Raw genomic sequence first — 19,123 nt, 5'->3', positions numbered from 1 at the left:
GTCTGCAGACCCGGGTGCTGACGGTGGTGGATCTCGATGCGCCCGCCGCGCGGGCTCCTCGATCAGCAGGGATGCGGGCGCCTGCTCCGAGGCGGCGCGGCGCAGCCGTCCTTCCTTGCTGGTCGAGTAGCCCGGAGGGCGTATCGAGACCCGCCGTCTGTCAGCCGGCCGCGGTGAAGCGCAGCAGGATGGTGCGAGCCTCCGGGCGCAGCTGGAAGTCCGGCCAGACGTCCGGGCCGCAGGCGCGCGAGCCGAGGCCGTGCTGGGCGGCGTCGATCGTGAGCACCGAGCGGGTGGAGGCGGGCAGCTCGTGCGGGTGCCCGGCGGCGGTCAGCTCGTGCGCGGTGTGGCGCGCGAGCGTGAAGCCGGGGAGCCGGCCGTGCAGGTCGGGCGCCGCCTCGATGCGGAGGCGATCGGTCCCGCCCTCGCGGAGGACCAGCTCGCGGACGGCGCTGCGGTGCCCGTTCTCCTGCGGGCGCGCGTACTCCGTCTTCAGCTCGTCGATGCCGGCGGAGAAGCGGCCGACCCGGGCGGCGCGGAGGCTGTCCGGGTACGACTCCCGCGGACCGGTGCCGAACCACTCGGCGCCGTCGACCGAGGCCGGGAGGTCGAGCCGGACGCCGAGCCGCGGCCAGACCGAGCCCCAGCCGCGGGTCGGCACCAGGTCGACGCGCAGGACGACCGCGTCGCCGTCGGTGCTCCACTGCTCCTCGACGAGGAGCGCCGCATCGAGGTCGGCGGCCGACCAGCGGGTCCGCCGGCGGACGCCCGACGAGGTGTCGACCGACTCGACGCGGCCGACGAGGCGGTCCAGGCCCGCCTCGCGCCAGCGACTCGCGGAGGACGGCGCGGGCACGCCGTTGCCGTTGCCGGTGTACGGGTCGCCGTCCGTGTACGCGGGGAAGCCGTCGCCCTCGTCGTTGTCGGTCGGCGCGCGCCAGAGCTCGGCGCGCGGGCCGTCGACCGCCAGCCCGGCCAGGGCGGTGAGCCGCCCGTTGCGGAAGCTCGCGAGGCCCAGGGCGCCCTCGACGGGCGCGCCGTCGCGGGGCGAGCGCGCCCAGGCGGGGACGGGTGCCGGCGCGGAGAGCCGGCGCTGACCGGTGGAGAGCACGTGCCCCTCCTCGGCCCAGACCGTGCTCGACGCGAGGACCGCGTCGACGCTCAGCCACGCCTCGCCGCCGGTCGGCACGTCGAGCGCCGGCAGCGCCACGCGAGCGGAGTCGCCCGCCGCGATCGCCGGAGCGTCGAGCACGCCCTCCGCGGTGATCCGCCCGTCGAGCTCGACCCGCCACTCGAAGCGCAGGTCGGCGGTCGACGCGTCGTGCCGCCGGTTCTCGATCAGCACGGCGTCGAGCTCGACCGTGACGCGCACCGGCGCCACGATCTGCTTCCACTCGAACAGCCCCGGGCTCGGCGTGCCGTCGGAGAGGACCATGCCGTCCATCACGAAGTTGCCGTCGTGCACGACCTCGCCGAAGTCGCCGCCGTAGGCGTAGTACTCGACGCCCTCGGGAGTGCGGGCGCGCAGTCCGTGGTCGCGCCACTCCCAGACGAAGCCGCCGTGCAGCCGCGGGTAGCGGTCGACGAGGTCCTCGTACTGGCCGATCGCTCCGGGGCCGTTGCCCATCGCGTGCACGTACTCGCAGAGCAGGAACGGCTTCGAGCGCTGGCGCGCGGACTCGCCGGCCGTGCAGCCGAGCAGCGGCGACCGCGAGTCGTCGCGGCCGATCTGCTCGGTCTCGGGGATCGACGAGTACATCCGCGAGTACACGTCGGTGTAGGCACCGGTGTAGTCGCCCTCGTAGTGCACGGGGCGCTCGGGGTCGCGGCCGTGCACCCACGCCGACATCGCGGCGAGGTTCGCCCCGGTGCCGGCCTCGTTGCCGAGCGACCAGATCACGATGCTCGGATGGTTCTTGTCGCGCTCGACGGTGCGCTCGATCCGGTCGAGGTACGCCTCGCGCCAGGCCGGGTGGTCGCTGGGGTTGCCGGCCCAGCCGTAGCGCTCGAAGCCGTGGGTCTCGAGGTCGCACTCGAGGATCACCCAGAAGCCCAGCTCGTCGGCGAGGTCGAGCAGGCGCGGGTGCGGCGGGTAGTGGCTGGTGCGGATCGCGTTGACGTTGAACCGCTTCATCATCGCGAGGTCCGCGCGGGCGAACTCCTCGTCGAAGGCGCGGCCGCGGTCGGGGTGCGTCTCGTGGCGGTTGACGCCGTGGAAGACGACGCGCTCGCCGTTGACGAGGAAGCGGTCCCCTCGGATCTCGATCGTGCGGAAGCCGAGGCGGAGCGAGACCGTCTCGCCCGAGGAGGAGACCTCGGCGTCGTAGAGCCGGGGCGCCTCCGCCGACCACGGCTCGACGGCCGGGACCTCGATCGGGCCGACCTCGCCGGCGCTCGCCCAGACCGTCTCGATGCCGAGCTCGGGGACGCGGAGGGTGACCGGGAAGGCCGCGTCACCGGCCGTCAGCTCGGTCTCGATCCGGCCCGCGCCGGCGGCGAAGGAGGCGCGCACGAAGACGTCCTCGACGCCGCCGACCGGGCGGGCGATCAGGTGCACGGAGCGGAAGATCCCCGGCAGCCACCACTGGTCCTGGTCCTCGACGTAGCTGGCCGCCGACCACTGGTGCACGCGGACGACGACGAGGTTCTCGCCGGGCCGCACGACCTCGGTGACGTCGAACTCCTGCGCGAGGCGGCTGCCGGAGCCGATGCCGATCTCGACGCCGTTGACCCAGACGCGGTAGCGCGACTCGACGCCGTCGAAGCGGAGCACGACCGCCTCGGCGCCGGCGAACGACTCCGGGAGCTCGAAGGTGCGGCGGTGGTCGCCGGTCGGGTTCTCGTCCGGGACGAACGGCGGCTCGGTCGGGAAGGGGAACTGCACGTTGGTGTAGGCGGGGAGCCCGTAGCGGCCGTCGCCCTGGAGGACCCAGTGCGACGGGACGGGCAGGACGTCCCAGCCGGAGTCGTCGAAGGACTCCGCCCCGACGTCGTCCACCCCCTCGCCCTCGGGCAGCGCGTCGGCACCGCCGGGCGTCCCCGGCGCGGCGGGGAGCAGGCGGAAGCGCCAGTCCCCGTCGAGCGGGAGCGTCGGGGCGTCGGAGTGCAGCCACGAGCGGGCGGCGCGGCGCCGGCCGGAGCCGGGGCCGGTGTCGGCGAGGTAGTGGGAGGACGTCGGGGCGAGGGTCACTTCACGGATCCTTCGGTCAGGCCGCCGCGCCAGAAGCGCTGCAGCACGATCATGGCGATGGCGAGCGGGATGATCGACAGCAGGACGCCGCCGGTCGTGAGCTCGTAGAACTCGGGCAGCCGGTCCACCTGGCTGAGCCAGTTGTTCAGGCCGAGGGTGATCGGGAAGAGCTCGGTGTCGGAGAGCATCACGAGCGGCAGGAAGTAGTTGTTCCAGATCCCGACCAGCTGGAAGAGGAACACGGTGACCAGCGCCGGGGTGAGGATCCGCAGCCCGAGGGTGTGGAAGATCCGCAGCTCGCTCGCGCCGTCGATCCTGGCCGCCTCGATGATGGCCGTGTCGACCGTCGCCTGCGCGTAGATCCGGCAGAGGAACAGGCCGAAGGGCGAGACCAGCGAGGGGATCAGCACACTCCAGTAGGTGTTCGCGATGCCCATCTGGCTGAAGAGCAGGAACAGCGGGAGCGCGGTGGCGGTCCCGGGGACGAGGACGCCCGCGAGGATCGTGCCGAAGACGAGTCTGCTGCCCGTGAACTCGTACTTCGCCAGCGCGTAGCCGCCCGCGGCCGCGAGGTAGGTCGCGAGCAGAGCGCCGACGCCGGCGTAGAGCACGGAGTTGAGGAACCAGCGGACGAAGATGCCGCCGTCGTAGGTCAGCACCTGGCCCAGGTTGTCCCAGAGCGCGAAGGTCGGCGCGAACCAGAAGCCGTAGGTGGCGAAGAGGTCGCCCGTGGTCTTCGTCGCGGCGACGACGACCCAGTAGACCGGGATCAGGAAGTAGACCGCGACGACGACGAGGATCGCGGTGACGATGATCGTCGAGGCGCGGTTGCGCCCGGCCGAGCGGTCGGGGCCGCGGCCGGCCTTCGCGGGCCGGTCGGCGGTGACGATGCCGGTGGTCGTGGGCGCATCGGCGGTGGCGCGCTCCGTCGTGCTCATGAGGACTTCCTGTTCGAGATCGAGAGGAACGTGAAGGAGAGGGCGAACGCGACGAGCGCGATCAGCACGGCCTGCGCGGCGGCGACGTTGTAGTCGTTGTAGGCGAAGGCGGTGGTGTACGCGCTGAGGTTCGGCGTGTACTGGCTGTCGATCGCGGGCGCGACCGTCTTCAGCACCTGCGCCTCGGCGAAGAGCTGGAGCGTGCCGATGATCGAGAAGATCGTCGTGAGCACGAGGGCCGGGCGGATGAGCGGCAGCTGGATGCTGCGTGCGACCCGCCAGGTGGAGGCTCCGTCGACCTTCGCGGCCTCGTACAGCTCGACCGGGATCGACTTCAGCTGAGCGACGATGATCAGCATGTTGTAGCCGGTGTAGCTCCACAGCGAGATGTTCGCGATCGACCAGAGCACCGAGTTCGCGCCGAGGAAGTCGGGGTCGAGGCCGACCACGTTCGCTGCGTCGATGATCGGGCTGAGCCCGGGCACGTAGAGGAACGACCACAGGATCGTGGCGATGACGCCGGGCACGCCGTAGGGCAGGAAGTAGGCGGCACGGAAGAAGCCCGGGAAGCGCGCGGACGCGGACTCGAGCATCAGCGCGAGCACCGTGCACAGCGCGATCATGATCGGCACCTGCACGATGCCGAAGAGGAACATCCGGCCGATCGAGGCGATGAAGTTGCCGTCGGCGAGGGCCTGGGCGTAGTTGTCGAAGCCGGCGAAGCCGCTGGTCACGCCCGCCTCGCCGAAGAGGCCCGAGCGGGTCACCCTCGTGAAGCTCGAGCCGATGGCGACGACGATCGGGATGATGAAGGTGAGGACGAAGAGCGCGAGGAAGGGCGCGAGCAGGATCCACGGGGCGCGGGTGACCGCGCGGCTCCGCTTCGAGGCGCCGGGCGCCTTCGAGGTGGCGGCGACCGCGGCGGCGGCGGGGGAGGTCGTGGTGGTCATGCGGAGGCCTTCCTGATGCTGAGGCCCTTGTTCTGGAAGACCGTGATGATCTGCTGCTCCGCCTGCGCCACGGCGTCGACGAGGGTGGTCCCGGACGCCTTCTTCCGGAATCCGTCGCTGAGGATGTTGAACGACTGCTGCGTGACCGGCCACCAGGACCAGTCCGGGTTCTGCTCCGTCGCGGCGGGGACGAAGACGTCCTCGTTGTAGTTCTGCCCGCTGAAGAACTCGCTCGGGCCCTTGCGGACCGAGCCGATCTCGCCGACCGCCGGGGACCAGCCGATGCCGCTGTTGGCGATCATCGCGTCGATGCCCTCCTGCGAGGTGGTCATCCAGACGGCGAACTCGAGCGCCTCCTTCGGATGCCTGCTGTTGGCGAAGACGGCCGCCGTCGAGCCGCCGAGGAAGCTCGAGCCGTAGCCCGTGCCCTCCCAGACCGGCATCGGCGCCGCGCGCCACTTGCCGGCACCGCCGCTGACGCCCTCGATCAGCGCGTCGCCCCAGCTCGCCGTCGTGCAGGAGGCGATCCCGCCGTTCGCGGCGGCCGCGAACCACGCGGGGGAGTAGGCGCCGTAGCCGACCTCGACCAGGTCCTGGTCGATCGCGGTGTCGAAGAAGGACGCGACCTTCGTCGTCGCCTCGTCGGTCATGTCGATGACCCAGCCGTCCTCCTCCGCCTTCAGCCACTGCGCGCCGGCCTGCGTCGCGAAGGCCGCGAAGACGGACGCGTCGGCGAGCGGGAAGCAGTCGATGTAGGAGTCGACGCCGCGCAGCTCGGTCGCGACCGCGGCCCAGTCGTCCCAGGTGGTGGGCGTCTCGGCGCCGACGCTGTCGAAGATCTCGGGCTGGTAGAACAACGCCATCGGGCCGCTGTCCTGCGGGATCCCGTAGACGCCGCCGGTGTAGCTGACCTGGCCCCAGAGCGTGGGGTCGTACAGGTCGGCGTAGTCCTCGGCGCCGTAGCGGTTGAGGTCGACGAGGCCGTTGACGAGCAGGAACTCGGGGAGCGAGCGCATCTCGACCTGGCCGAGGTCGGGGCCGCCGCCGGCCGCGAGGGCCGAGTAGAGCTTCTGATAGCCGCCGGCGTTGCCGCCGGGGATCCAGACCGCGTCGACCTGGATCTCGGGGTGCGAGGCGTTCCAGACGTCGCAGACCTTCTGCAGGTCCTTGAGCCAGGCCCAGTACTGGAGCCGGACGGGGCCGGTGGCCGCCGGGATCGCCGCGCCGGCGTTGACCGACACGGTGCCGGGCGTCGCGCAGGCGGTCAGGCCGCCGAGTGCCGCGGTGCCGAGGCCCGCGGCGAGCAGCTGCCGTCGTGTGAACGGGTGCATGTTTCCCTCACTTCATCGTGGTGGAGTCCGGGACCAGTCCGCCCGGCTGATCGGGACGCTACCACAATTTCGAGTGCTTACTCGAAATTGGCAGCCGGCGCCGCCGGGTCGCTCCGAGCGCGCGCTACGCTGGGCGATCGACCGGCTGCGCAGCCGGCACTTCGAGGGCGAGGAGCGGCTGATGACGGAGGCGACCCCCGCCCGCAGCACCCGCCGCGGTCCCTATGCGAAGTCGGCCGAGCGCCGGCGCGCGATCATCGAGGCGGCGCACGCGGTCTTCGCGGCCCGCGGCTACGCTCGCGGCTCGCTGCAGGACGTCGCCGACCGGGTCGGGCTCAGCCAGACGAGCCTGCTGCACTACTTCCCGTCGAAGACGGATCTGCTCCTGGCCGTGCTGCGGCACCGCGACCTGATCACCGGCGACGGCTCGACGCCCGTCGATCCGGAGGAGGGGCTCGTCGAGGGGATCGTGCGCCAGACCCGCTACAACGAGACGGCGCCCGGCGTGATCGAGCTCTACGCGGTGCTCTGCGGGGAGTCGACGACGGACGAGCATCCGGGGCGCGACTTCTTCGCCTCGCGCTTCCAGCGGCTGCGCGCGGACTACGCCGGGCAGCTCCGCGAGCTGCGTGCCGAGGGGCGGCTGCGCGAGGGGGCGGATCCGGACCGGGTCGCCGCCTCGATCATCGCGCTCTGGGACGGCATCCAGCTGCAGTGGCTGCTGGACAACGACGCGGTCGACATGGTGGCCTGCCTGACCGACTACCTCGACCTCATGATCCTGCCCGCGCCGTAGGCTCCGGGCATGACACTCACCCAAGGCTCCGGTTGGCTCTGGTTCGCTCTCGCGATCGTCACGGCCGGTCTCGCCGAGCAGAAGGGGCGCTCGCGCTGGCGCTGGTTCGTGCTCGGGCTGTTCCTCGGCCCGATCGCGACGGCGCTCGTCGTGCTGTGGGCGCGGCCGGAGGCCGGGGTGGTGACCGACGTGCGCTGGAACTTCGCGATCGGCGCGGGGGTCGCCGCGGTGGCGCTCGCGCTGGTCGCCGTGACCTCGGCGCTCTGGCTGCTGCTCGTGCCTGCGACGGTCGCGGCCGCCGTCGCCGGCGTGCTCGGCTGGCTGAGCCGCCGCGTGCCGTACGAGCGCCTGCCCCGCTGACGCGGCTCCACATGCTGGTCGAGTAGGCGCGGAGCGGCGTATCGAGATCCGCCGTCCTGCGAGCGGGTGGATCTCGATACGCCCTCTGCGAGGGCTACTCGATCAGCATGAGACGGACGCCCGCGCGTGCAGCGCGAAGTGAACCCGTGCGCACCTTCATGCTGGTCGAGTAGCCGCGCAGCGGCGAATCGAGACCCCGGCCCGCCATGCCTTAAGGCAGCAGGCGGGTGGGCCCGCGGAAGAGGTACGTGACCTCGCGCAGGTTGGCCTGCCCGAGCATCAGCATGATGACGCGGGAGAGCCCCATGCCGAAGCCGCCGTGAGGCGGGACGCCGTAGCGGAAGAAGTCGAGGTAGAACTCGAGCTCCTCCGGCTCCAGGCCCTTCTCGCGCGCCTGCTCGACGAGGACGTCGACGCGGTGCTCGCGCTGCGCGCCGGTGGAGATCTCGACGCCGTTGTAGATGAGGTCGTAGCTGTTGGTGATCGTTCCGTCGCCCTCGCGGCGCATGTGGTAGAACGGCCGGATGCTCGAGGCGTAGTCGGTCAGGAAGACGAAGTCGTGGCCGAACTCCTCCTGCACGTAGGCCGCGATGCGGCGCTCGCCCTCGGGGTCCATGTCGTCGTCGGCGCGGGGCACCTCGTAGCCGCGCTCCGCGACGATCCGCTTGGCCTCGGCGAGCGGGATGCGCGGGAACGGCGTGGTCGGCACGCGCAGGTCGATGTCGAAGAGTGCCTTGATCGCCTCGCCGTGCTTCTCGACGACCGCGGTGAGGCCGGCGACGATGAGCTGCTCGTGCAGCTCCATCACGTCCTCGTGCGAGTCGATCCAGGAGACCTCGGCGTCGACGCTGGTGAACTCGGTCGCGTGCCGGGAGGTGAAGCTCGGGTCGGCGCGGAACGCGGGCCCCACTTCGAAGACCTTGCCGAAGCCGGCCGGCTGCGCCATCTGCTTGAAGAACTGCGGGCTCTGCGCGAGGTAGGCCTTGGTCTCGAAGTACTCGACCTCGAAGAGCTCGGCGCGCGACTCGGAGGCACTCGCCATCAGCTTCGGGGTGTGGATCTCGATGAAGTCGTGCTCGATCCAGTACGTGCGCAGCGCGTGCTCGAACGTGGTCTGCACCCGGGCGATCAGGTTCTGCTCGGGGCGGCGCAGGTCGAGGAAGCGCCAGTCCATCCGCTTGTCGATGCCGGAGTCGGCCGCGATCGGCGCCTCGGGGATCGACGCGCTGACGATCTCGAGCGACTCGAGCTTGACCTCGAGGCCGCCGAGCTTCACGCGCTCGTCGTGCTTGAGCTGACCGGTCACGCTCACGAACGAGCCCTGCGCGAGTCCGGAGATCGCCTCGGTGATCGCGAGCTTCGCGGCGGAGGCGTCGTCGCCCTCGACGGCCTCGCGCACGGCCGGGTTCACCAGCTGCACGGCGCCGGACTCGTCGCGGAGGACGACGAACTGCACCTTCTTCTGATCGCGCACGGTCTCGACCCAGCCGGCGACGCGCACCGGGCCGTCCTCGAGGGCGGCGAGCTTGCTGACGGTGGTTCGGGGGAGGCGGGTCTCGTCGGTCACGGTAGGGGAGTCTACCCGCGGGGTCCGCCGGGGGGTCAGCGCAGCACGCCCGAGCGGCGCGCGGCCGAGACCGCCGCGGTGCGGGAGGTGACGCCGAGCTTCGCGAACACGTGCGCGAGGTGCGATTTGACGGTGGTCTCGGTCACGAACAGCCGGGCGGCGACCTCGGTGTTGCTGAGGCCCTGGGCGACGAGGGCGAGCACCTCGGTCTCGCGGGCGCTGAGCCGCGGCGCGGGGGAGCGGAGGCGCTCGAACAGCCGCGCGGCGACGGCGGGGGCGAGCGCGCTCTCGCCGGCGGCGGCAGCGCGGATCGCGGCGAGCAGCTCCTCCGGCGGCGCGTCCTTGAGCAGGTAGCCGCTCGCGCCGGCCTCCACCGCGCCCAGGATGTCCGCGTCGGTGTCGTAGGTCGTGAGGACGAGGACGGAGGGCGGCGCGGCTGAGGAGCGCAGCGCCCGCGTCGCGTCGACGCCGGTCTCGCGGTCGGCGCCGAAGCGCAGGTCCATCAGCACCACGTCCGGGTGCAGGCGGGCGGCGGCGCTGATCGCCTCCGCGGGGGAGCCGGCCTCGCCGACCACGGTCAGACCCGGGTCCGCGGCGATCAGCGCGCGCAGCCCGGTGCGGACGATCGGGTGGTCGTCGACGAGGAGGACGCGGATCACGGGGTGCCGCCGGCGGGGAGCTCGGCGCGGACCGTCGTGCCGGCCGGCGACGACTCGACCTCCAGCCGCCCGCCGAGCTGCTCGGCCCGCTCGCGCATCGCCCGCAGGCCGAAGGAGTCCGGCCGCGCTGAGGGGGCGGCCGCCTCGGGATCGAACCCGGCCCCGTCGTCCGCGATCTCGAGACGGGCGGTGCGCCCGTCGCTGCGGAGCGTCAGCGCGACCGTGCTCGCTCCCGAGTGCTGCAGCGCGTTCGCGACCGCGCCCTGGGCGAGCCGGAGCAGCGCCGTCTGCGTCTGCATCGACAGGGCGCGACCGTCCTCGGCGTCGACCGTCACGACGACGCCCGAGCGCTCCCAGTGCGTGCCGGCCAGTCGCCGCAGCGCTCCGTCGATGCTCTCGCTGTCGAGAGCCGGCGGGGCGAGCTCGCGGATGAAGCGCCGCGTCTCGTCCAGATCGGCCGCGGCGGTCTCCCGGGCGAGGCGGACGTGCTCGATCCCCGGTCGCCCCGGGTCGGCGCGCTCGGCCGCGTGCAGCAGCATCTGGATGCTCGACAGACCCTGCGCGACGGTGTCGTGGATCTCGCGGGCCAGCCGCGAGCGCTCCTCGGCGACGGCGGCCGCGCGCTCGCTCGCACCGAGCCGGTCGCGGGTGGCGAGGAGCTCGGCGAGCAGCTCCTCCCGCTCGCGCGCCTCCCGGGCGAGGGCGCGCGCGGCGAGGCCGATCAGGATCGCGATGCCGGCGGCGATCACCGGGCCGACGACCCCGCCGATGCTCCACCGGTCGTCCCAGCCGAGGGCCGCGACGGCGATGCCCGTGAGGCCGAGCACCGCGGCGACCGCCGCCCGTGGGGGCAGCACGTGCATCGCCAGGAAGAACAGCGGGAACGCGAGGTAGGCGGCGTCGGACTCGAGCAGGACGAGTGCGGCCCAGGCGAGCGTCACTCCCGCGAGCCGCAGCCTCCCGCGGCGCCGCGAGCGGGCCGTCCAGCGCGGCCCGGCGAGGTACGCGGCGAGCAGGAGGAGGCAGAGCAGGAGCACCGCCGGAGTGCGCGGGCCGGGCTCGACGAGCGTGCGCACGGCGACGAGGGCGAGCAGACCGCCGACCAGGAGGTGCAGTCCCGCGCGCAGTCCCGTCAGGACGGGGGCGAGCGGGGTGTGCGGCACGGGGGAACGCTACGCACCGCGGGGCTGCCTGTCATCGTGCGAAAGGAGGAGGCGGCCGTCCCTCGAAGAGCGGGCGGCGCCCCCGGTCGACCGCACGATGCGCCGGATCCGCGCCGCTTCCAGGCTGGAGGGGCCGCCGATCCCGCGGCATCGACTCCCTGGAGGTCCCCGTGTTCGTCGCCTGGCGCGAGCTGCGTTCCGCTCGCGGCCGATTCCTGCTCATCGGCGCGGTGGTCGCGCTGCTCACCCTCCTGGTGGGGTTCCTCTCCGGGCTGACCGGCGGGCTGGCCCTGCAGAACGTCTCGGCGGTCCTCGGCGTGCCCGCCGACCGGCTCGTCTTCTCGGCCGGGGACGACGCGCCCTCGTTCGCCGACTCCGCGGTCACCGCGCAGCAGGAGGCGGAGTGGGCGGCGCTCCCGGGAGTCGTCTCCGTCGAGCCGCTCGGCGTGCTGCAGGCCCGGGCGGAGGCGGACGGAGCGCGCGTCGCGGTCGCCGTCCTCGGCGTCGACGCGGCGCTCGGGGCTTCGGCCGACCCGGGCGGCATCGCGCTCTCGGCTCCCGCGGCGAAAGCGCTCGGCGTCGGAGTCGGCGACGCCGTGCGCATCGCGGGCACCTCCGCCGTCGTCTCCTCGATCGGCGGCGACGACTGGTACAGCCACACCCCCGTGGTCCGCCTCCCGCTCGCCGCCTGGCGAGCGCTCGCGGCCTCGCTCGGCACGCCGGCCGACGCGACCGTCCTCGCGGTGCGCGGCTCGCCGGACTGGGCGGCGGGGGAGGCGGCGACCGGCACGATCGCTCGGGCTCCGCTCGCCGCGCTCACCGCGATCGGCTCGTTCCGGTCCGAGATCGGCTCGCTGCTGCTGATGGTCGCGATGCTCTTCGGGATCGCCGCGCTCGTCGTCGGAGCGTTCTTCACGGTCTGGACGATGCAGCGCTCCGGCGACATCGCCGTGCTCAAGGCCCTCGGCGCGTCGACACCCTCACTGCTCCGGGACGCCCTCGGCCAGGCCCTCGTCGTGCTGATCGCGGGGACGGGCGCGGGGCTGCTCGCGGTGCTCGGGCTCGGCTCGCTCGCCGGCTCGGCCCTGCCGTTCCTGCTCAGCCCCGTGACCACGCTGGTCCCGGTCGCCCTGATGATCGCGCTGGGACTGCTCGGCGCCGCCGCGGCCCTGCGCACCGTCGTCTCCACCGACCCCCTCACCGCCCTCGGGAGCGCACGATGATCGAACTGCGGGACGCCACCCTCACCTTCGACGACGGCGGTTCGCGCCTCACCGCCGTCGACCGGGCCGACCTCGACTGCCGCCCGGGCACCGTGACCGGGCTGACGGGCCCGAGCGGCTCCGGCAAGTCCAGCCTGCTCGCGCTGGCGGCGACGCTGATCCGCCCGGACTCGGGCCGTGTGCTGATCGACGGCGACGACGTGTCGCGGCTGTCCCGCGCGGGGGCGGCACGGCTGCGCCGCTCGCGGATCGGGATCGTCTTCCAGCAGGCGAACCTGCTGCCGGCGCTGACGGCCCGCGAGCAGCTGCTGGTGATGGACCGGCTCGGCGACAAGCGGCGGAGCTCGGCGTCGGCGCGGGCGGACGAGCTGCTCACGGAGGTCGGTCTCGCCGACCGCGCCCACGCCCGCCCGGCGCAGCTCTCGGGCGGTCAGCGGCAGCGGGTGAACATCGCCCGCGCGCTGATGAACGCGCCGTCGGTGCTGCTGGTCGACGAGCCGACGAGCGCTCTGGACACCGAGCGCGGCACGGCGATCATCGACCTGATCGTCCGCCTCACGCGCGAGCGCGGGACGGCGACGCTCCTGGTGACGCACGAGGAGGCGCACCTCCCGCGGCTGGATCGCGTGGCGACGATGCGGGACGGGCGGCTGTCGGCCGGCGAGGCAGGCGCCGCGGTGCCGGAGGGCCGGCGGTCCGCGGCGCGGTAGCGTCGCCCGCATGAGCACCGCACTGATCACCGGAGCGTCCACCGGCATCGGCGCCGCGTTCGCGCGCGCCTTCGCCCGACGGGGCTTCGACCTCGTCCTCGTCGCGCGCGACCGGGGCCGGCTCGAGGAGGCGGCCGCCGCCTTCCGCGCGCTCGGCGCCCCGCAGGTCGAGGTGCTGCCCGCCGACCTCTCCGACCGCGACGACGTCGAGCGGGTGCGCGTCCGGCTCGTCGACCCCGAGCGGCCCGTCCGGGTGCTGGTCAACAACGCCGGCTTCGGGATCGACGGCAGCTTCGCCGAGCCCGACGTCGCGGCGCAGGACGAGGCGTTCGAGGTGATGGTCCGCTCCGTGTCCGTGCTCTCCGGCGCCGCCGCGCAGGCGATGGTCGGCCGCGGGCGCGGGGCGATCCTCACCGTGTCGAGCGTCGCCGGCTTCGTGCACCTCGGGCCGTACTCGGCGATCAAGGCCTGGGCGACGGCCTTCACCCAGTCGCTGGCGGTGGAGCTGCGCGGCAGCGGCGTGCGGGCCGCCGCGCTCTGCCCGGGCTGGGTGCGCACCGAGTTCCACGAGCGCGCGGCGATGGACACCGCCTCCATCCCCTCCTTCCTCTGGCTGGACGCGGACGCGGTGGTCGAGGAGTTCCTGGGCGACGTGGCGCGCGGCTCGGTCGTCTCGATCCCCTCCTGGCGGTTCGGCGTGCCGATCAGCGTGGTCCGCCACCTGCCCGGCTCGCTCGTGCGGCGGCTCTCCGCGGCGGTGAGCGCGCGGCGCTGACCGGCCGCTCCAGCCGAGCTCGGCAGAGGTGCGGATCGGCCGTCCCTATTCCCGGCGTTCCTCCACGCGGCGTTCCGTACACTTGACGCTCGTGGTTGCCGATCAGATCCATCTCGTGCGGCACGGCGAGGTCTTCAACCCCGACCGGGTCCTCTACGGGCGACTCCCGCACTTCCGGCTCTCGGACCTGGGCAACCGGATGGCGCGCGCCGCCGCCGACGACCTGCTCGAGCGCCGCCGCCCCGTCACCGCTCTCTTCGCCTCGCCGCTGCAGCGCACGCAGGAGTCGGCCCAGCCGATCTCGCAGGCCTTCGAGCTCGAGATCGTCACCGACGAGCGCCTGATCGAGCCGACCAACCGCTTCGAGGGCAAGCGCGTCGCCGCCCGCAACTCGGCACTCAAGGACCCGCGCAGCTGGCCGCTGCTCCGCAACCCCTTCGAGCCCAGCTGGGGCGAGCCCTACCTCTCCATCTCGGCGCGGATGTACGCGGCGCTCGAGTCCGCCTGGCAGGGCACTGCCTCCGGCGACGCTGCGCTCGTCAGCCACCAGCTGCCGATCTGGACGACCCACCGCGCGATCGCGGGGGAGAAGCTCTTCCACGATCCGCGCAAGCGCCGCTGCGCGCTCTCGAGCATCACCACCTTCGAGCGCCGGGGCGACCGCTTCGTCGAGGTCGGCTACTCCGACCCGGCGGCCGGCCTCCAGGGCCTCGCCACCGACGTCGGAGCGGTCTGATGCGCCGGACCCGCGCGCTCGGCGTGCTCGTGCTCGTCGGCGCCCTCGCGCTGAGCGGCTGCACCCGCGACAAGCTCGCCGAGGACTACCGGCAGGGCACCAACAACGGCTTCATCTCGGGCGACGGCACGATCACGGAGGTGCCGGTCGACCAGCGGGGCGAGACGATCGAGTTCACCGGGACCGACGAGGACGGCGCGACCATCGACTCGGCCGACCTCGCCGGCCAGGTCGTCGTCGTCAACTTCTGGTACGCCAGCTGCGCTCCCTGCCGCGCCGAGGCCGCCGACCTCCAGGCGGTCAACACCGAGTTCGAGGGCCAGGACGTCTCGTTCGTCGGCGTCAACGTGCGCGACCAGGCGCCGACGGCCGCAAGCTTCGCCGCCGACTACGGCATCAGCTACCCCTCCATCGTCGACACCGACTCCTCGGTGCAGCTCGCCTTCACCGGCGATGTCCCGCCGAACGCGGTGCCCACCACGATCGTCCTCGACAGGGAGGGCCGGGTCGCCTCGCGCATCCTCGGCCAGCTGCAGGAGGCGTCGATCCTCTCGACGCTCGTGGGCGACACGCTCGCGGAGTCGGAGTAGCGCGGTGAGCGAGGTCGTCATCAGCGGCCAGCTCCTCCTCGCGGTGCCGATCGCGCTGCTGGCCGGGCTCGTCTCGTTCGCGTCGCCCTGCGTGCTCCCGCTCGTGCCGGGGTACCTCGCCTACGTCGGCGGCTTCACCGACGCCGGCGAGCGCGCCGCCCGCGGACGCCGCCGGGTCGTGCTGGGCGTGCTGCTGTTCGTGCTCGGCTTCTCGCTGGTCTTCGTGCTCTTCGGGGTCGCCGCCGGCTCGGTCGGCTTCTGGCTGCGCGCCTACGGCGACGTCATCACCCGCGTGCTCGGCGTCTTCGTGATCGCGATGGGGCTGGTCTTCATCGGCCAGCTCTCCTTCCTGCAGCGCACGCTCCGGCCCGGCTTCCGCCCGGCGACCGGACTGATCGGCGCCCCGCTGCTCGGCATCGTCTTCGGCGTCGGCTGGACCCCCTGCCTCGGCCCGACGCTGACCTCGATCCTCGCCCTGAGCTACGGCGCCGGATCGCCCTGGCGCGGTGCGCTGCTGACGGTCGTCTACTGCCTCGGGCTCGGCATCCCCTTCCTCCTGGTGGCGTTCGGCTTCAGCTGGGTCACCACCACCCTCGCGTTCGTCAAGCGCCACATCCGCGCGATCAACATCGCCGGCGGCGTCGCCCTCGTCCTGATCGGAGTCCTGATGGTCACGGGCCTGTGGAACACCCTCGTCTACGGAGCACTCTTCGAGGTGATCAATGGCTTCCAGCCCGCGCTCTGAGTCCGGCTCGAGCACCGACGCCCCCGAGGGCGCCTCCACGGCCGACGCGACCCAGCAGAGGGCTGACGCGTCGTTCCGCCCGGCCGACCACTTCGACTCCGACGGCTCGATCACGCAGCCGACCCTCGGCTTCACCGGCTGGGTCCGCTGGATGTGGCGCCAGCTCACCAGCATGCGCACCGCGCTGTTCCTGCTGCTGCTGCTCGCGATCGCGGCGGTGCCGGGCTCGCTCGTGCCGCAGCGCTCCTCCGACCCCAACGGCGTCACCCAGTACTTCGTCGACAATCCGGACCTCGCGCCGCTGCTCGACAAGGTGCAGGCCTTCGACACCTACACCTCGGCGTGGTTCTCGAGCATCTACCTGCTGCTGTTCGTCTCGCTGATCGGCTGCATCATCCCCCGGACGAAGCACCACTTCGAGGCGATGCGCTCGCGCCCGCCGCGCACGCCCGCCCGCCTGCAGCGCCTGGCCGGCTACACCGTCCGCGAGGTCGAGGGCGCGAGTGAGGAGGAGGCGATCGCCTCCGCGCAGGCCGTCCTGCGCCGGGCGGGCTACCGCACCGAGCGCCACGACGACCCGCGCGGGCGCTGGTCGAGCGTCTCGGCCGAGCGCGGCTACCTGCGCGAGACCGGCAACCTCGTCTTCCACTCCGCCCTGGTCGGCATCCTCGTCGCCGTGGGCATCGGCGGCGGCTTCGGCTACAGCGGCCAGCGCGTGCTGGTCGAGGGCTCGCAGGGCTTCGCGAACAACCTGGCCGGCTACGACTCGTTCAACCCGGGCCGGTTCTTCGACAGCGGCCAGCTGGACCCGTACCAGCTCACCCTCGACTCGCTCGACGTGGAGTACGAGGAGCAGAACCAGCAGGCGCTCGGTCAGCCCGTCGACTTCACTGCGCACGTGACGACCACCCAGCGCGACGGAGGTTCCTCCGACGAGACGATCAAGGTCAACGACCCGCTCGCGATCGGCGGGACCAACGTCTACCTGCTCGGCAACGGCTACGCCCCCACGATCACGGTGCGCGACCCCTCGGGGAAGGCGATCTTCACCGACTCGGTGCCCTTCCTCCCGCAGGACGCGAACCTCACCTCGGTGGGCGTCGTCAAGGTGACCGACGGCCTCGCGGAGCAGGTGGGACTCACCGGCTTCTTCTACCCGACGCAGGACGAGCTGCCCTCCGGAGCGTCGACCTCGATCTTCCCGGACCTGCAGTACCCGGTGCTCTCGCTCAACGTCTTCGAGGGCGACCTCGGCCTCGACGGCGGCGTGCCGACCTCCGTCTACGTGCTGAACACGGACACGCTGACCCGCCTCACCGGCGGGACGACCGGGGTGGCGTCGATCACGCTCAAGCCGGGCGACTCCGCCGACCTGCCGAACGGCCTCGGCACGGTCACCTTCGACAACGTCGGAGCGGACACCTCCGTCGTCGGCACTGACAGCGTCAAGCGCTTCGCCTCGTTCGACATCCACCACGACGCGACCCAGGGCTGGGTGCTGCTCTTCGCGATCCTCGTGCTCGCGGGGCTGCTCACCTCGCTGTTCGTGCCGCGCCGGCGCGTCTGGGTGAAGGCGACGAGCGGGGCGGACGGCGGGCTGACGCTCGAGTACGCCGGGCTCGCCCGCGGCGAGGACCCGCAGCTCACCCGCGCGGTCCGGACGATCGCCGACCGGCACGCGCCGCTCGACCAGCCCTGACGCCGGCCGGCCCTGACGCCGGCCGGCCCTGACGCCGGCCGGGACCGGACTCCGCGGTGGCCGCGGTCAAGTGATCCAACCTGTGCATGTGTGCAGGGGCGCCTCACGGCACCGTCGCTTACCCTGGAGGAGTGATCGAGACCCTCTCGCAGTACTCGGTGCTGTGCCTCTACTCCGCCATGGGCATCTACGCCCTGGCCTTCATCTTCTTCGCCATCGACCTGGCCCGGCGCTCGTCGGTCGCCGACGGCGACTCGATCGAGGTCGTCCGCGAGGCCGAGAAGGTCGCCTCGAGCGCCGCCGCCGACCGCGCCGCGAGCGGCAGGGCCACCGTCGCCTCCGCCTCCGCCGGGGGCAACGGCCGCACAGCGACGCTCTCCCGCCTCGGCAGCCGCGTCGAGGACGAGGTCTACAACGCTCCGTCCCGCTCCAAGGCCATGCGGATCGGCTTCTCGCTCACCCTCCTCGCCTTCGTCCTGCACCTCGGCGCGACCGTCCTCCGCGGCATCGCCGCCGGCCGCGTGCCGTGGGCCAACATGTACGAGTTCTCGATCACCGGGACCGTCCTCATCATCGGCGTCTTCCTCGCCGTGCAGCTGCGCTGGGACCTCCGCTTCCTCGGCGCGTTCATCACCGGCCTCGTCCTGGTGCTCCTCGGCGTCGCGACCGTCAACTACTACGTCGACGTCGTCCCGCTGCCGCCGGCACTCCAGTCGTACTGGCTCGTCATCCACGTGCTCGTCGCGATCCTCGGCACCGCCTTCTTCGCCCTCGGCTTCGCGCTCTCCGTCACCCAGCTGCTCCAGTCGCGGAGGGAGACCAGCGGCGAGAGCGCCCCCTCGGTCCTCCGCTTCCTGCGTACCCTGCCCAGCTCGCTGACCCTCGAGAACCTCGCCTACCGCGTCACGATCATCGGCTTCATCCTCTGGACCTTCACCCTCATCGCCGGCGCCGTCTGGGCCGAGAAGGCGTGGGGCCGCTACTGGGGCTGGGACACCAAGGAGGTCTGGACCTTCATCATCTGGACCATCTACGCCGGCTACATCCACGCCCGCGCCACCCGCGGCTGGCGCGGCACCCCCTCCGCCTGGCTCGCGATCATCGGCTTCTCCGCCGTCATGTTCAACTTCGGCGTCGTCAACGTCTTCTTCAAGGGGCTCCACGCCTACTCCGGCCTCGACACCGGCATGTGATCTGCGGGCGCTGGCGGGCGCGCTCGCGGCGTTGTCGTCGCGGTCCGTGGCGCCGCCACGCACCACTCCTCCGCCTTGCGATCACACCCACCAGCACCCGCAGATCGGTACTGACGGGGGGCGGGGGCCGTCGCTGCGCGACGAGCCTCCGGGAGCACAGCCGTTGCTCCGCGACGAGCCTCGGGAGCAGGGCCGTCGCTGTGCGACGAGCCTTCGGGAGCACAGCCGTCGCTGCGCGACGAGCCTCGGGAGCAGGGCCGTCCTTGCGCGACGAGCCTCCAGGCGCACAGCCGTCGCTGCGCGACGAGCCTTCGGGAACACGACCGTCGCTGCGCGACGAGCGGCTTCGGCGGACTTCCGGAGGATCGGAGCAGGCGGATGCCCCGCCCCTGCATGCTGGTCGAGTAGCCCCGCAGGGGCGTATCGAGATCCGCCGTTGTCAGCACGGTGGTCTGCCGGCCCGTCTTCTGACACGGGTGGATCTCGATGCGCGCGCTG

General features: G+C 72.6%; 17 protein-coding genes. 10 read left to right on the top strand and 7 right to left on the bottom strand.

Translation table 11 applies throughout. From position 1 onward, the window contains the following. Positions 1-160: 160 nt before the first annotated feature. From GTU73_RS16180 to GTU73_RS16165, 4 genes are read right to left on the bottom strand one after another with little or no spacing between them, the layout of a single operon-like run. The gene (locus tag GTU73_RS16180) at positions 161-3,190 is read right to left on the bottom strand and encodes a glycoside hydrolase family 2 TIM barrel-domain containing protein (RefSeq protein WP_160090691.1); all 3,030 of its coding nucleotides are present in this window, start codon (positions 3,188-3,190) and stop codon (positions 161-163) included. After that, entirely contained in the window at positions 3,187-4,128 is a 942-nt protein-coding gene (locus tag GTU73_RS16175) for a carbohydrate ABC transporter permease (protein ID WP_160090690.1), read from the bottom strand. The genes GTU73_RS16180 and GTU73_RS16175 overlap by 4 nt, the downstream gene beginning before the upstream one ends. After that, positions 4,125-5,078: a sugar ABC transporter permease gene (locus GTU73_RS16170; RefSeq protein ID WP_160090689.1), complete on the bottom strand. Its 954-nt coding sequence runs from the start codon at positions 5,076-5,078 to the stop codon at positions 4,125-4,127. Before GTU73_RS16170 ends, GTU73_RS16175 begins: the two co-directional genes overlap by 4 nt. Beyond that, positions 5,075-6,409, bottom strand: coding sequence for an extracellular solute-binding protein (locus GTU73_RS16165; protein ID WP_160090688.1), 1,335 nt, complete (start codon positions 6,407-6,409; stop codon positions 5,075-5,077). The genes GTU73_RS16170 and GTU73_RS16165 overlap by 4 nt, the downstream gene beginning before the upstream one ends. A 181-nt stretch (positions 6,410-6,590) precedes the next feature. On the opposite strand from GTU73_RS16165, the gene GTU73_RS16160 reads away from it, so the two are divergent. Then, on the top strand, positions 6,591-7,205 hold the full coding sequence (locus tag GTU73_RS16160; RefSeq protein WP_160090687.1) for a TetR/AcrR family transcriptional regulator: 615 nt from the start codon (positions 6,591-6,593) through the stop codon (positions 7,203-7,205). A 9-nt stretch (positions 7,206-7,214) separates the two neighbouring features. After that, positions 7,215-7,565: a hypothetical protein gene (locus GTU73_RS16155; protein WP_160090686.1), complete on the top strand. Its 351-nt coding sequence runs from the start codon at positions 7,215-7,217 to the stop codon at positions 7,563-7,565. A 211-nt stretch (positions 7,566-7,776) separates the two neighbouring features. Here GTU73_RS16155 and aspS read toward each other — a convergent pair whose 3' ends face one another. The 3 genes from aspS to GTU73_RS16140 are packed head-to-tail and all read right to left on the bottom strand — an operon-like array spanning position 7,777 to position 10,954. Beyond that, the gene (aspS, locus tag GTU73_RS16150) at positions 7,777-9,132 is read right to left on the bottom strand and encodes an aspartate--tRNA(Asn) ligase (RefSeq protein ID WP_243615965.1); all 1,356 of its coding nucleotides are present in this window, start codon (positions 9,130-9,132) and stop codon (positions 7,777-7,779) included. A gap of 35 nt (positions 9,133-9,167) precedes the next feature. Further along, positions 9,168-9,791 (bottom strand): response regulator transcription factor, encoded by a 624-nt coding sequence (locus GTU73_RS16145; protein ID WP_160090685.1) that lies wholly within the window; start codon positions 9,789-9,791, stop codon positions 9,168-9,170. Beyond that, a complete protein-coding gene (locus GTU73_RS16140; protein ID WP_160090684.1) occupies positions 9,788-10,954 on the bottom strand; it encodes a sensor histidine kinase in 1,167 nt (388 codons plus the stop codon). The genes GTU73_RS16145 and GTU73_RS16140 overlap by 4 nt, the downstream gene beginning before the upstream one ends. Before the next feature lie 170 nt (positions 10,955-11,124). On the opposite strand from GTU73_RS16140, the gene GTU73_RS16135 reads away from it, so the two are divergent. The 8 genes from GTU73_RS16135 to ccsB all read left to right on the top strand — a co-directional run bounded on the left by GTU73_RS16135 (position 11,125) and on the right by ccsB (position 18,625). After that, on the top strand, positions 11,125-12,177 hold the full coding sequence (locus GTU73_RS16135) for an ABC transporter permease (RefSeq protein WP_160090683.1): 1,053 nt from the start codon (positions 11,125-11,127) through the stop codon (positions 12,175-12,177). Further along, on the top strand, positions 12,174-12,887 hold the full coding sequence (locus tag GTU73_RS16130; protein WP_160090682.1) for an ABC transporter ATP-binding protein: 714 nt from the start codon (positions 12,174-12,176) through the stop codon (positions 12,885-12,887). The genes GTU73_RS16135 and GTU73_RS16130 overlap by 4 nt, the downstream gene beginning before the upstream one ends. Before the next feature lie 10 nt (positions 12,888-12,897). Further along, entirely contained in the window at positions 12,898-13,662 is a 765-nt protein-coding gene (locus GTU73_RS16125; protein ID WP_160090681.1) for an SDR family NAD(P)-dependent oxidoreductase, read from the top strand. Positions 13,663-13,753: 91 nt separating this feature from the next. Then, on the top strand, positions 13,754-14,398 hold the full coding sequence (locus GTU73_RS16120) for a histidine phosphatase family protein (RefSeq protein WP_123446605.1): 645 nt from the start codon (positions 13,754-13,756) through the stop codon (positions 14,396-14,398). Continuing rightward, positions 14,398-14,988, top strand: a complete 591-nt coding sequence (locus GTU73_RS16115) for a TlpA disulfide reductase family protein (protein ID WP_160090680.1) — start codon at positions 14,398-14,400, stop codon at positions 14,986-14,988. The genes GTU73_RS16120 and GTU73_RS16115 overlap by 1 nt, the downstream gene beginning before the upstream one ends. 4 nt (positions 14,989-14,992) lie before the next feature. Beyond that, positions 14,993-15,733: a cytochrome c biogenesis protein CcdA gene (locus GTU73_RS16110; RefSeq protein WP_160090679.1), complete on the top strand. Its 741-nt coding sequence runs from the start codon at positions 14,993-14,995 to the stop codon at positions 15,731-15,733. Next, on the top strand, positions 15,711-17,432 hold the full coding sequence (locus GTU73_RS16105) for a cytochrome c biogenesis protein ResB (RefSeq protein ID WP_160090678.1): 1,722 nt from the start codon (positions 15,711-15,713) through the stop codon (positions 17,430-17,432). The genes GTU73_RS16110 and GTU73_RS16105 overlap by 23 nt, the downstream gene beginning before the upstream one ends. A gap of 179 nt (positions 17,433-17,611) precedes the next feature. Next, complete coding sequence (gene ccsB, locus GTU73_RS16100; RefSeq protein ID WP_160091432.1) at positions 17,612-18,625, top strand: c-type cytochrome biogenesis protein CcsB; 1,014 nt, start codon at positions 17,612-17,614, stop codon at positions 18,623-18,625. Positions 18,626-19,123 lie beyond the last annotated feature (498 nt).

The organism is Rathayibacter sp. VKM Ac-2804, assembly GCF_009866655.1.
GTDB lineage: Bacteria > Actinomycetota > Actinomycetes > Actinomycetales > Microbacteriaceae > Rathayibacter.
The sequence above is the reverse complement of the archived record's forward strand: the minus strand, read 5'-3'. Positions and strand labels throughout refer to the sequence as shown.